This window comes from Chryseobacterium taeanense (genome assembly GCF_900099685.1).
In the GTDB taxonomy this organism is placed as follows: Bacteria; Bacteroidota; Bacteroidia; order Flavobacteriales; family Weeksellaceae; genus Chryseobacterium; species Chryseobacterium taeanense.
Genome location: NZ_FNDW01000002.1, coordinates 452,513 through 465,560 on the forward strand (window position 1 = coordinate 452,513; position 13,048 = coordinate 465,560).

10 protein-coding genes are annotated in these 13,048 nt (G+C 36.8%); 2 read left to right on the forward strand and 8 right to left on the reverse strand.

Features of this window, described 5'->3' with window-relative positions:
• Positions 1 to 142: 142 nt before the first annotated feature.
• From BLR30_RS05005 to BLR30_RS05020, 3 genes are all read right to left on the reverse strand, one after another.
• Complete coding sequence (locus BLR30_RS05005; protein ID WP_228400722.1) at positions 143 to 1,180, reverse strand: peptidylprolyl isomerase; 1,038 nt, start codon at positions 1,178 to 1,180, stop codon at positions 143 to 145.
• Positions 1,181 to 1,261: 81 nt separating this feature from the next.
• Positions 1,262 to 1,771, reverse strand: a complete 510-nt coding sequence (locus BLR30_RS05010; RefSeq protein ID WP_089855672.1) for an FKBP-type peptidyl-prolyl cis-trans isomerase — start codon at positions 1,769 to 1,771, stop codon at positions 1,262 to 1,264.
• A 422-nt stretch (positions 1,772 to 2,193) separates the two neighbouring features.
• Complete coding sequence (locus BLR30_RS05020; protein WP_089855678.1) at positions 2,194 to 3,264, reverse strand: branched-chain amino acid aminotransferase; 1,071 nt, start codon at positions 3,262 to 3,264, stop codon at positions 2,194 to 2,196.
• Positions 3,265 to 3,348: 84 nt separating this feature from the next.
• On the opposite strand from BLR30_RS05020, the gene mnmD reads away from it, so the two are divergent.
• Positions 3,349 to 4,029 carry a tRNA (5-methylaminomethyl-2-thiouridine)(34)-methyltransferase MnmC2 gene (gene mnmD, locus BLR30_RS05025; protein WP_089855681.1) on the forward strand — a complete coding sequence of 227 codons (681 nt, stop codon included), beginning with the start codon at positions 3,349 to 3,351 and terminating at the stop codon, positions 4,027 to 4,029.
• A 279-nt stretch (positions 4,030 to 4,308) separates the two neighbouring features.
• On the opposite strand, the gene egtB is transcribed toward mnmD, so the two are convergent.
• Both egtB and egtD read right to left on the reverse strand, forming a co-directional pair.
• Positions 4,309 to 5,481 (reverse strand): ergothioneine biosynthesis protein EgtB, encoded by a 1,173-nt coding sequence (gene egtB / locus BLR30_RS05030; RefSeq protein ID WP_089855684.1) that lies wholly within the window; start codon positions 5,479 to 5,481, stop codon positions 4,309 to 4,311.
• Between the two features lie 11 nt (positions 5,482 to 5,492).
• Positions 5,493 to 6,485 (reverse strand): L-histidine N(alpha)-methyltransferase, encoded by a 993-nt coding sequence (gene egtD / locus BLR30_RS05035; RefSeq protein WP_089855687.1) that lies wholly within the window; start codon positions 6,483 to 6,485, stop codon positions 5,493 to 5,495.
• A gap of 272 nt (positions 6,486 to 6,757) precedes the next feature.
• Between egtD and BLR30_RS05040 the strand changes: the two genes are divergently transcribed.
• Positions 6,758 to 7,084, forward strand: a complete 327-nt coding sequence (locus BLR30_RS05040; RefSeq protein ID WP_139164590.1) for a hypothetical protein — start codon at positions 6,758 to 6,760, stop codon at positions 7,082 to 7,084.
• Between the two features lie 85 nt (positions 7,085 to 7,169).
• On the opposite strand, the gene uvrA is transcribed toward BLR30_RS05040, so the two are convergent.
• The 3 genes from uvrA to BLR30_RS05055 form a co-directional block, all read right to left on the reverse strand.
• Positions 7,170 to 9,998 (reverse strand): excinuclease ABC subunit UvrA, encoded by a 2,829-nt coding sequence (gene uvrA, locus BLR30_RS05045; RefSeq protein ID WP_089855693.1) that lies wholly within the window; start codon positions 9,996 to 9,998, stop codon positions 7,170 to 7,172.
• A gap of 189 nt (positions 9,999 to 10,187) precedes the next feature.
• On the reverse strand, positions 10,188 to 11,114 hold the full coding sequence (locus BLR30_RS05050; protein WP_089855696.1) for a DUF3829 domain-containing protein: 927 nt from the start codon (positions 11,112 to 11,114) through the stop codon (positions 10,188 to 10,190).
• 34 nt (positions 11,115 to 11,148) lie between these two features.
• A complete protein-coding gene (locus BLR30_RS05055) occupies positions 11,149 to 13,026 on the reverse strand; it encodes a type VI secretion system baseplate subunit TssF (RefSeq protein ID WP_089855699.1) in 1,878 nt (625 codons plus the stop codon).
• Positions 13,027 to 13,048 lie beyond the last annotated feature (22 nt).

The following is a 13,048-nucleotide window of genomic DNA, read 5'->3' on the forward strand; positions in this document are numbered from 1 at the left end:
ATACGATTTTTGCAAAACCTACTCCAAGTGACGTTATTCTTTCCGATCTGTCGCCGGATTCCGGGAGATTGTTACAATTTTTGTACAGGTTCATAAAAAAAGCCATCCTTTTGGACGGCTTTCACTTTATAATAAGGTTTGATTATTTCACTTTTACAAGCTCAACATCGAAAATCAACCATGCGTTTGGCGGTATCACGCCACCTGCTCCTCTTTCTCCGTAGCCCATTGCCGGCGGGATTAATAAAGTAGCAGTTTCACCTTCTTTTAACAAAAGGATTCCTTCATCCCAACCTTTGATTACTCTTCCCATTCCGATAGGAATTTCGATCGGCTCATTTCTTTTGAATGAAGAATCGAATTCGGTACCGTCAACTAGTTTTCCTGCGTAATGAACAGAAACGTTATCTCCTGATTTAGGAGCTTTTCCATCCGTCGTTTTGGTAATTTTATAGTAAAGCCCCGACTCTGTTTTCTGCATTCCGGCCTTTAAATCTTCTACCATTTTTTCCTGATTGGCTTTGAACTCTTCTTCTTTTTTCTTTTTCTCAGCTTCTTCTTTTGCTAAATAAGCCTTGTTATTCTCAGCGATTTTTGCTTTTCCTTCGTTAAAAGTTTTTGCTGCATCGTAATTTTTATATTCGTCACCTTTGCTGAAAACAGAAACTTTCTCTAATACGATATCTGTTTTAGGTTTATCCTGAGGACCTTTTTCTACATTGGCAATCGCATCGATTACATCTTCTCCTTTTACTACTTTTCCGAAGATGGTATGTCTTCCATCTAACCAAGGGGTAGCTACTTCTGTGATAAAAAACTGAGAGCCATTGGTATTCGGTCCAGAATTCGCCATAGAAAGGATTCCTTTTCCTGTATGCTTAAGATCGTTTCTTTCGTCCTCGAATTTATATCCCGGATCTCCCATTCCTGTTCCCTGAGGATCACCTCCCTGGATCATGAAATCTTTGATTACTCTGTGGAAAATAGTTCCGTCATAATAAGGAACTCCTTTCGCTTTTGCTTTGTTGTCGATTTTTCCTTCTGCAAGACCAATAAAATTAGCTACAGTTACAGGTGCTTTTTTGTCTTCAAACTTCACGATCATATTTCCTTTCGTCGTCTGAAGATTTGCATAAAGTCCATCATTAAGACCTTCGTAAGTTTCTTTGTCTACGTTCATTTTTTTATAAATTGGTGTACAACTCATGAGCGAAATGCTTGCCGCTGCCAGAATTATATTCTTGTTAAACAATTTCATTGATTATAATGCTTTTAATTTTATGATTAACGGGATATCGTTGTCTATTTTCTTTTCGTCTCCATACGTACCGTAGGCAAGCGCTGAAGGAACCAAAAGCGTGACTTCCTCACCATCATGGATAAAACGCAAAGCATCCTCTACCGCTTTCAGCTCATCAAAGTGTCCGAATCTGGCATCTCTTCTCTCGATCGGCTGGTCATAGATTTTAGTCTGATCAAAATCATAAAGATCATATGAATAGGAAATAAAGGTATCATCCTGCCTTCTTTGTCTTTGGTCAAACCCCTGAATATTCGTCCAGTAATTAAGCTGTGTAGGATAAAATTTTACAGGCTGAGTGTTGATCCATTCCTGAATGTGATATCTTTCCTGAGCATTAAGATTTTTCATCCGTTGTCTGGAAACATCAAGATCATTTTTGCTTAGAACTCCACCCACAGGCGGATGAGTCTGCGTATTCTTGCTGCAGCTGAATAGACCGATTATTGATATGAAGAGTATTTTTTTCATAAACTTTTGCGAAAATACACATTTCAGGAATCATTAACAAAACTTGACGAACTTAATGGATTAAAATTTCATCATTTCACTTTATTCTCAAATATAACAATTGAAAATCTTGATAAAACTTTTATTTTATATTTTGCTTTCTTAATTTTTTGAAGCTTTATCCGGCTTTCCGCACTCGCTATTTTATTTAGTTTCGGCTGTGGCGGCTTCGCCGCCACAGCCGAAACTAAATAAAATGAGCTCAGACAATCGCTGCAATCAGGGCTATGAGAAGTGCCACTCAATTTCTGCGGGAGCTAATTTGAATTTTAACAAAACTGTATCGCCATACTTCCAGCATAATAAATACGGCGAAATATTTAAAGCTGATAAAAACAAAAAGCCGGAAAAATTTCCGGCTTCAAATATCTTAAGTTTAAAGATTAAGCTGTTTCCAACACATGATCTACCTGAACTCTCCATCCGAACGGATCTTCAGACAAATTGCTCTGGATATTAACAAGATCTCTCTTAAGCGATTCTGCATAGCTTTCTTCTTCAGAAAGTCTTGGCAATTGAAGTTTTTCACCGTTGTACCCTAAAGCCTGGAAAACAGTCGTTACAACAGCTGTACCTACTCCCCAAACCTCTTTCAGGCTTCCGTTTTTCTGAGCTTCAATAACGTCTTTTACTTTGATAGGTTCTATTTTCACCTCAATTCCTCTCTTTTTAGCCAACTGAATAAAGCTGTCTCTGGTAACTCCGTCAAGAATTTTTTCTGATGTCGGCGGTGTATAGATGGTATCGTTGATTCTTACAAATACATTCATCGTTCCGCTTTCTTCAAAATATTCGTGAGTAGCGTCATCTGTCCAAATGATTTGCTCATAGCCTTCTTCGATCGCCAATTGGGTAGGATAAAAAGAAGCCGCATAGTTTCCAGCTGCTTTCGCAAAACCTACTCCACCGTTTGCCGCTCTTGAATAATGATCTGAAATTTTCACTGACACAGGCTCTGTATAGTAACTTTTTGCGGGTGTTGCCACGATCGCAAACATATATTTGTTAGATACTCTTGCTTTTAAAGCTTCTTCGGTAGCAAAAATCAATGGTCTGATGTACAGAGACATTCCTTCACCCTGAGGAATCCAGTCTCTGTCAATGTCTACCAATGCTTTCAGTCCGTCTAAAAACATTTCTTCCGTTACCTGAGGCATTGCAAGGCGCTTTGCCGACTTATTGATACGTTCAAAATTCTTTTCAGGCCTGAAAAGGAAAACCTGTCCGTCTTTGTCTTTATAGGCTTTCATACCTTCAAAACAAGCTTGTCCGTAGTTTACACCCATCATCGCAGGAGTAAACATTAAAGGACCGTAAGGAACCAATTTTACATCGCCCCACTTTCCATTGTCATACTCACAGATAATCATATGATCGATAAAAGTATTTCCGAATGAAAAATTGTTTGGGTCGAATGCAGAAATTCGGGAGTTTTCAGTTTTTTGAATTATCATTTCTAAAATTTTTTATGATGTTCTACAAATTTAACATAATTTTCTAAATATAAAAATTTTAGAGTAAATTTGTAAAAAAATAGCTTGAAAAGAGAAATTAAAACTACAAACGACGGAAGTAAAACATTGTTTATCAATGAATTAAACGAAAACTATCATTCTCATCACGGAGCACTTCAAGAAGCAGAACACGTGTTTATCAAAAACGGATTAAATTTAATAAATAATTACGAAATTAATATTTTAGAACTCGGTTTTGGAACAGGTTTGAATGTTTTGGTGACAATTAATGAATATTTAAAAACTGACAAAAATCATGTCATCAATTATTTTACCCTTGAAAAATATCCGATAAATGAATCAGAAATTAACGATTTGGCATATTTTGAGCTTTTTGATAACCCGGAATTTAAAAATATTTATCAAAAAATTCATCGGGCAGACTGGGAGAAACAAACGGAAATTATTAATGGTTTTAATTTAAAAAAGATTCAATGCGACTTTTTTGATCTGAAAAGCATTGACTTACCACCAATACACCTTGTGTATTATGACTGCTTTGGAGCAAGAGTACAACCTGATCTTTGGGAAAAACCACTGTTCGAGTTGGTTGCTGACAAAATGGCGGTTAATGGATTGTTAACAACCTATTCATCAAAAGGAAGTGTAAGAAGAATTCTTCAGGAACTGAATTTTAAGGTAGAAAAGAAACAGGGACCACCGGGAAAAAGGGAAATGATTAATGCAGTGAAGGAATTAATGTAATAGCTGTTTAAACTTTTATATAACCGCAAAAGTTGCAAAAGGGGAGCTAAACTTTTATTTGAAGTTGATAGTTACAAATGAAAAAGGTTACAATAGCTTAAAAAAATCTTCGATTTTTATTCTTTTGAAAACTTTAAATATACAATCATTTCATTGTGATTATCTTTTGCAACTTTTGCCGTTAATTCTGAAATTAGTTTAAACAAGTTTTAATAATATAATGATGTACCAATGTGAAAATTTAACAATGATTATTTGTAAACTGTTACATTGGTACACTTATTTAGCCAATCGTATTCCTGTAAACTGCCATTTCAAAGCTGGCTGGAAAAAATTACGGTATGTATTTCTGCTGTGTCCGTTTGGTGTTGCAGTGGATGCTCCTCGCAGCACCATCTGATTGACCATAAATTTCCCATTATATTCGCCAACAGCGCCGGGTTCTTTTTTAAAACCGGGATATGGGAGATAAGCACTATTCGTCCATTCCCAACGTTTTCCCCATTGAAAATGAGGAGAAGCTACTTCCCATTCCTCCTCGGTCGGAAGCCGCATATCTTTCCATGAAGCATATGCCGAGGCTTCATAAAAGCTGATATGACAAAGCTCTTCATTAGGATTCACTTCTTTTAAACCGCTCAGCGTGTAATACATCCATTTACCATCGATGTTGTGCCAGTATAAAGGAGATTTCACATTATTTTCATTCACCCAGTTCCAGCCGTCTGCATGCCAGTATCTGAAATCTTCATAACCTCCTGCTTCCATGAATTCAAGATATTCTTTGTTTGTCACAAGACATTCTGAAATTTCAAAATCATTAAGGTAAACTTTATGCCTCGCCAATTCGTTATCAAAACAAAATCCGGAACCTTCAAAACCAATTTCGTAGATACCTTCGGAAAATCGTAACATTTTGTTTGAACCAGATGTTTTTTCTTGTAATTCAATATTGTCCTTATAAACAGGAAAAAGCGGATTGTGTCCGAGAATATATTTAATATCACTAATGAGTAATTCCTGATGCTGCTGCTCATGATTAAGCCCTAATTCAAGAAGTGTTGCGATTGAATCATTCATAAAATCACTTTCAAGGAATAACTTCATTTTTTCATCTACATAATTCCTGTATCGATAAATATCCGAAACAGAAGGTCTGCTTAGGTTTCCACGGTCTGTGCGGATAACTCTTGCTCCGATGGTTTCATAATAACTGTTAAAAACAAAATTATATTGCGGATCAAATACTTCGTAAGAAGGAAAGTTGGGGATTAAAATGAATGTTTCAAAAAACCATGTCGTATGTCCTAAATGCCATTTGGGAGGACTAACATCTACAATGGGCTGGACAACATAGTCTTCAATCTCTAGGGGTTTGCAGATTTCTTCAGAGTGTTTTCTGATTTCCTGAAATCGTTTAACAAGAGGATGTATAATTGTTTGGGATTCCATTTTTATTTTTTTTATTTGTTAACCTTCCAAATGCTGTCTACAAACCAGTCTTTGGAATCACTGATTTCTCCGGTTATTGTGAATCCTGATTTTTCAGCGAGATTTTCTATTTCAGATTTTGAAAATTTCTGAGAAACTTCCATATCGATAGCTTCATTTTCAGCAAATGTCATGACTTCTCCTGCGATTTTTACTTCCTGATCTGCAAGACTTATCAAAAAGCTTTTGCATGAGCCGGTAATTGGATCGTACGATTCATAATGCTGAAATTGACTAATAACAAAATTAGCTTCCAGCTCGCGGTTAATTCTTGATAAAAGATTGAGGTTGAATTCTGCGGTAATTCCTGCCAGGTCGCTGTACGCATTCAGAACAGTGTAAGGATTTTTTTTAAGATCAAATCCTATCAGAACAATATCTTCAGGATTCAAAAGCTGATGAAGTTCCGTACAAAAGTTTGTTGCTTCTTCCTTATTCATATTCCCTATATTTCCACCTAAAAACAAGATAACCTTTCTTTTAGACGATAATTTCATTGCTTTTTCCAGCATTTGAAAATATTCTCCTTCTAGGGGTAAAATATCTATTGCAGGGAGTTTCTTTTTTAAATTTTTTTCGAGAACAGAAAGAATATTTCCTGAGATATCAATAGGCATATAGGTGAAATCAGCTCCCTTTTCATTGAGGTATTTTAAAAGATAAGTAGATTTCATCGCGTCACCGGCACCAAGTTCGATGAGATCGAAAGGTTCCTGATCTGCCCTTATGCATTCTGCAATGTCAGCTGTTTTATTTTTAAAGATCTCAAGTTCGCATCTCGTCAGGTAATATTCCGGCATCGCCATTATTTTCTGAAATAACTCATCTCCTCTTTTATCGTAAAAATATTTGGAAGACAAGTGTTTGGGAGTACTTCGAAGGCCGTTAAGAACATCATTCAGAAAATGGTTGTCGTGATCTTCTTTTAGTTTGTTTAGAGATTTCTTGGGTACTTGTACATTCATATAGTAGTCATTTGGTCTTTTAAATTTAGCAACTTTCTTGCCGCCGCAATAAAAAAATTAACAAAATATTAGTTTATAGATGTATTGTCATTATAAGTAAGTGAAAGAATCGTATGAATTTCTGTTAAAAATATAAAAGATTTTTAGCTTGGAATATTCATTGCTATAACATGATTAATGATTTTCTAAAGCTAAATCTACAGCACTACAAGGGAAAGCAGCCAATCTTAATTTTAAGTAAAATATCTTTAAACCAATTTAAATATTATATTATGAATAATAAAATAAAAGTCGCTTTAGCGATTATCGGAGCAGGATCAATTGTTGCCTGGGGAATGAAAAGAAAAAGGAACGGAAAGCTGAAAACATATACAGCACCAGATGGAAATACCTATCAGGAAAATCAGATTTATAGAACGTTTGAAAATAAACTTTATAAAAACGGAAAGGAAATCCATTTTGAAACACCTCCTAAAGAACAGAAAAGTTCAGGAAATCACACCTTCAATGAACAGGCTGATACAATTCCAAAGAATTATGACAATGACAATGTAAATCAGAACATCAGCTATCATCAAAAAGGAGTGAGACATCATTAAAATAAAAAGCTTCGGTCAATAAAATAATGACCGAAGCTTTTTTTATGATCTATAATTTGTTTTAATTTAAACAGTCTTTATCTCTCTATAGTTCTTTCTTCAAAAACTTTCCTGTAAGACTCTTTTTAGATTTCACAATTTCCTCCGGAGTTCCCTGCGCAATGATCTGTCCTCCGTGTTTTCCACCTTCCGGACCGACATCAATGATATGATCGGCTAGTTTTATCACATCCATATTATGTTCAATAATGATGAAAGAGTTTCCTAATTCTACCAATCGGTTGATAGCATCCATTAAGATTTTTACATCTTCAAAATGAAGTCCTGTTGTCGGTTCATCAAGAATATATAAAGTGTTTCCGGTTTGCTTTTTGGCTAATTCTGTAGCTAATTTTATACGTTGGGCTTCTCCTCCCGAAAGCGTGGTCGATTGCTGTCCCAGAGTGATATATCCTAAACCTACATCTTGCAGAGTTTTCACTTTAGCATAAATTTTTGGAATTGGCTGGAAAAATTCTACCGCCTCATCAATCGTCATATCCAATACATCGGAAATCGATTTTCCTTTGTAGCGGACTTCGAGTGTTTCTCTGTTAAATCGTTTTCCGTTGCAGGTTTCACAATGAACATAAACATCCGGCAGGAAATTCATCTCAATTACCTTCAGACCTCCTCCCTGACAGGTTTCGCATCTTCCGCCTTTTACGTTGAACGAAAATCTTCCCGGTTTATAACCACGAATCTTACTTTCCGGAAGCTCTGCGAAAAGATTCCGGATGTCTGTAAACATTCCCGTATATGTTGCAGGATTGGATCGTGGTGTTCTTCCGATCGGTGTCTGGTCTACATCTACGATTTTATCGATGTTTTCAAGTCCTTCAATTTTTTTGTAAGGCAAAGGTTCCTGAACGGCTCTGTAAAAATGTTTGTTAAGAATAGGATACAATGTTCCGTTGATTAGCGAAGATTTTCCGCTTCCTGAAATCCCTGTAACGACAACCAGTTTTCCCAAAGGAATATTAAGTGTTACGTTTTTAAGATTGTTTCCTGTAGCACCCTTTAAAACAATATTCTTGCCGTTCCCTTTTCGTCTCTCATCAGGAATTTCGATCTTCCTTTTTCCGTTGATATATTGAGCGGTAATGGTATTTGCTTTCAAAAGATCTTTAGGTTTTCCCTGCCAAAGGATTTCTCCCCCGAATTTTCCGGCTCTCGGACCGATATCTAAAACCTCATCAGCCTCCAGAATCATGTCTTTATCATGCTCCACTACGAGAACTGAATTTCCTATATCGCGAAGATTTTTTAGGGAATGAATCAATCTTTCGTTGTCTCTCTGATGCAGCCCGATACTTGGCTCATCCAGAATATACAGAACGTTGACCAATTGAGAACCAATCTGTGTTGCCAGACGAATTCTTTGAGACTCACCACCGGAAAGTGTTTTCGAGCTTCTGCTCAGGCTTAAATAATCCAGCCCGACATCAAGAAGGAATTGTAGCCTTGTTTCAATCTCCTTTAAAATTTCATGCGCAATGATGGCTTTTTTCTCGGAAAATTTATCTTTAACATCTGCCAGCCAGTCTTTTAAATCAATCAGACTTAATGCATTTACCTCAGCAATATTCTTACCATCGATTTTAAAACTCAGGCTTGAAGGCTGAAGCCGGGTGCCTTTACAGACCGGACAATTTTCTTCTGTGGTGAAGTGTCTTTCAAGAACGATGGCTTCATAAGATTCTCTCTCGTTGATAATTTCGTCCATTAAAGAAATCAGTCCGTCAAAATTAATTTTAACTTTCTTGCTGATTCCGGCATATTTTAAATCTTTATTGAATTCTTTACTGCAGCCATTGTAAATATAATCTAATGCTTCCTCAGGAATAGCTTCAATTGGTGTCGCCAGTCCCAATCCGAAAATTTCAAGAATGCTTTTGATCTGGGCTATAATCCATTTGTTAGATTTAAGATCTTCCAACGGCAATAAACCTCCCTGATTAATAGAAAGCGCCGGATTTTCTACGAAATAATCGGTGTTGATTTTTTTGATGGTTCCCAATCCTTTACAGTTTGGGCAGCTTCCTTTCGGAGAGTTAAAAGAAAAGGTATTGGGTTCCGGTAAAGCGAGTGAATGACCGGTTTCGGCATCCATTAAGTTTTTAGAAAAATATTCAATATCTGTACTTCCCAGCTGCTGTATTCCTATTAAACCCTCTCCCATTTCCAAGGCTGTACGCAATGATTTTTCCATTCTCGATTCGGAAGCACTTTCCCCGATAATCCAGCGGTCGATAACAATATCGATATCGTGGGTTTTGTAGCGGTCAAGCTTCAGGTCATATTCAATATCCTGCAATTCTCCGTCAATCCTTGCCTGTCCGTATCCTTTCTTTGCCATCTGTACAAAAAGTTCATGATAATGACCTTTTCTTGAACGGACAACAGGTGCCATCAGCATGATTTTTTTTCCTTTATAATTTTCTTTAATGGTGTCAAGAATTTGTTCTTCCGTATAGCTTACCAGCTTTTTTCCGGTAGTCTGAGAATATGCATCTGATACTCTTGCAAAAAGAAGACGCAGAAAATCATACAGTTCTGTAACTGTTCCTACAGTTGAGCGGGGATTTTTGTTGGTTGTCTTCTGTTCAATCGCAATTACCGGCGATAAACCTTCAATTTTATCGACATCGGGACGTTCCAATCCCCCCAAAAACTGTCTGGCATACGCAGAAAATGTTTCGATATAGCGTCGCTGGCCTTCAGCAAAAATAGTATCAAAAGCAAGTGATGATTTACCGCTTCCCGAGAGTCCGGTGATTACCACCAGTTCGTTGCGCGGAATTTTGACATTGATGTTTTTAAGATTGTGTTCACGGGCTCCGTAAACTTCAATATATTCTGTTGATTCACTCATAATTTGGGATGATTTTACATGAAAATCACGATGTGCAAAATTACGGAATTTTTATGGAATTTCCTGTCTTAAAAAATGTTAGATTATCTGCCGCAATTCTTATTTGATTTACATTCAGACCATTTATATTACAAAAAAAATACCGATGAAAATTTCACCGGCATTGATTTATTTTAAAGATAAACAAATTTACTGTACGAAAGAATTATAAGAATTCAACACAGAATCATAAGATGAGCTGATCTCCTGAATATTGCTATCCGGAATCTTATTAGAGGACTTTGAATCGCGTATCAGCTTTCTGTATTTATCAAGAAATTCTGTAGCCCTCTTGTTGAAGTTTTCAAACAGGCTTTTCTTGTAAGCATATTGCTGTCCTTTTACGTCAAATTCTTTTTTTGCATTTACATCCACCGCTTTTTCAAGTTCGTTGTATTTTTTCTGTGCTTCTGCTTCATTGAAACCTTGTGCGTATTGTTTATCGAGAACATCCATTACAGCATCAAGATCATTCATCACCGATTTTGATGAGATAATATAATCTCTCAACGGATGATCTTTCAGAATTACTTCTTCTGCGGCTTCGGTAGCAGGTTTTATTTTAGTTACAATATTTTCACCTGCCGTAAAAAATGCTTTTGCTTCGGCTTCAATATCTTTCTGCAAAGCCAAGGCTTTAGCGCCCTGATCGTCTTTGTAATCTTCGGAAGTGATGTAAGATTTTAGTTCATCGTATTTTTTATCGATGTTTTCGCGCTTCACCTTATAGGTATTCAGTTCCGCTTCAATAATTTTCTGCTCACTGTCGAAACCGGAAGGCACTCCTTTGATTTTACTTAAAGAATAATCCATTGTATTAATAACCATAGGCATACTGTAGACCGTTTCACCTTTTGATTTTTTGACTGCTGATTCAGCATAATCTATGATATTCTCCACATGTCTCGAAGAGCTTTTGTAAGATTCCAGGAAATTATTATTAAAATCAATAATAGCCTGAGATTGGTCTTCCCCAGCCTGTGCCACTGCATTTTCAATTTTGTCAAGACCTTTTTTGCAGCTTACTACCGTTACACTCACCGATAAAGCAAGTGCAATCATCATCATTTTTTTCATATTATATTAAGTTGATATGTATGTATTGTTTTTATCAGGCAAAATCGGTATCCTCATTCGTTACTTTTACCAGGTATTCTATACCGTCGATTGCCTTTAAAATAATCTGGTTGCGAAGAATATTAGCCATATTTTCCCAATAGAGCCTTCCGTAGAACGAGTAATTATTAGGGATAATTTCCACCTCAACTGTTCTGATAAAGCCTTCTTTTGGTTTATTGCTAATCATCGTTCCGCGCTTCACCCGCACTTCTTTCAGTTCATCTTTCAGCATCATCCGGCAGTAATTTTTAACATCTTCCAGAGAGATAATTTTATCTCTTGTCGTTAAAGCATATTTATAAGCCTGAATACTGTCTGTCCCCTTCTGCTCTTCCGCACCGCCGATGGTTTCCGAAAGCAGTACCAAAACCTGCGATTTCAACTGATTGGATAACTCTGTTCCCGGACGCAAATGATTGGCCAAAGTACAATGTGTGATCCAAAAAGATGCGTAGGTGTGATCTGTTTTGTCTACCGGTTCCATGATGACATAGTTAAGTTCCTGCTTAACGGTTCTTCTCGCATTGTTCACTTTCTGAACCATAGACTTCATTTTATCAGACATTTCGCTCAGCATACCTTTTACATTATCCCTGTTCAGTAAGGAGAAAGCCGCAATTTCATCGCGTGTCAGTTCAAGGACATTGGCAATCATATCAACGGCATTTCTGTTGGTGAAGCGTTCCATTCCGCCTTTTCTTACGGTATATAATCCTTTCTTAAGATCATCATTTGGGGTAAAAGGGATCTCGGTATATCGCCTGCCGTCTCCGTCCTGAACTTCATCTACATATAAAAAATGTTCACCTTCATCGGTAACCAGCGGGATATTATTTCCCATAATATCCAGACTGTATTCTGTTTTTTTCCAGCCGCGGTTATAGATCGGGAAAGCATTCAATACAAATGAAAAGTTATCCAGGATTTCAGCGGAAAACTGCGGCGGAAACTCCAATGTCAGCCACAAATAACGTTTACCGTCAATATGTTTTAAAATTTCTTCTTTATAATCAACAAAACTCAGATTATCAGGAAGCTTGCCCGGCTCGGAAAATAATGAGCTTGAAATTCCGCTTACTTCAATGAATTTATGCCTGTAGATGCTTTTAACATCTTGTATAATTTTATTATGGATTGATTGCTCATGAAATATCTGTTCATAACCGTCAGCCTGTGTATTTTGATAATAGGTTAATCCTTCCTTTACAAAAAGAGGATTTCCGTTGCTTGTAACCGTAATGTACGGTAATAATTTATACGTAAAATCAAGATGCTCGAATGCCGGATTGGAGCAGTAAATGCTTAAATATTTAGGAAATGTTTCCTGAGAATATTTACTGATATCAATGCCTATTGTGACTTTTCTGTAATCTTCTGGCCTCCCTTGAAATCTGGCGACCGGAATCTTATTCAGACGTTCATCAATACTATAGCAGGTATTTCCTACAAACATTACGGATGTCTGTACTTTATTGATCCTCACGTTTCCGACAGGAGTAAAAGGGATGTTAATCTGCTTATCCGATTCAGATTTTATCGTTGAAGTAATGTGCTTTCTGAAGAAAAATTCAGTATGCTCCAAAAGAATTTCAGATGAATCGGAAGGTTGCGTAAATGCGATGGCGTGTGCCGGCACCGGGTGTGTATAAATAGACGGCGTTAATAATTTCGCAAGCTTTTCCAGGATTCTGGCATTAACGGTCTGTATTTCGTTGTTGGCTTTGAAAACTTCAGTACTGAAAGCATCAATCAGCAGTTTCACAAAAGGATCGAGTGACTGCGGGCTTTTCAGCCCCCATACTTTGGTGGCATTCTGAAGCATTCTCGCTTTTACCGATTCTTTGGAATAAATATTCTGGTCTAAATTCATAGATTCTGGTTGCAGTTTATGG

What these genes read in the sequence shown, in the direction of transcription:
- BLR30_RS05055 (WP_089855699.1), bottom strand. Translation starts at nt 13,026, where the DNA reads ATGAATTTAGACCAGAATATTTATTCCAAAGAATCGGTAAAAGCGAGA.
- BLR30_RS05040 (WP_139164590.1), top strand. Translation starts at nt 6,758, where the DNA reads ATGAATAATAAAATAAAAGTCGCTTTAGCGATTATCGGAGCAGGATCA.
- BLR30_RS05010 (WP_089855672.1), bottom strand. Translation starts at nt 1,771, where the DNA reads ATGAAAAAAATACTCTTCATATCAATAATCGGTCTATTCAGCTGCAGC.
- egtD (WP_089855687.1), bottom strand. Translation starts at nt 6,485, where the DNA reads ATGAATGTACAAGTACCCAAGAAATCTCTAAACAAACTAAAAGAAGAT.
- egtB (WP_089855684.1), bottom strand. Translation starts at nt 5,481, where the DNA reads ATGGAATCCCAAACAATTATACATCCTCTTGTTAAACGATTTCAGGAA.
- BLR30_RS05005 (WP_228400722.1), bottom strand. Translation starts at nt 1,180, where the DNA reads ATGAACGTAGACAAAGAAACTTACGAAGGTCTTAATGATGGACTTTAT.
- uvrA (WP_089855693.1), bottom strand. Translation starts at nt 9,998, where the DNA reads ATGAGTGAATCAACAGAATATATTGAAGTTTACGGAGCCCGTGAACAC.
- BLR30_RS05020 (WP_089855678.1), bottom strand. Translation starts at nt 3,264, where the DNA reads ATGATAATTCAAAAAACTGAAAACTCCCGAATTTCTGCATTCGACCCA.
- BLR30_RS05050 (WP_089855696.1), bottom strand. Translation starts at nt 11,114, where the DNA reads ATGAAAAAAATGATGATGATTGCACTTGCTTTATCGGTGAGTGTAACG.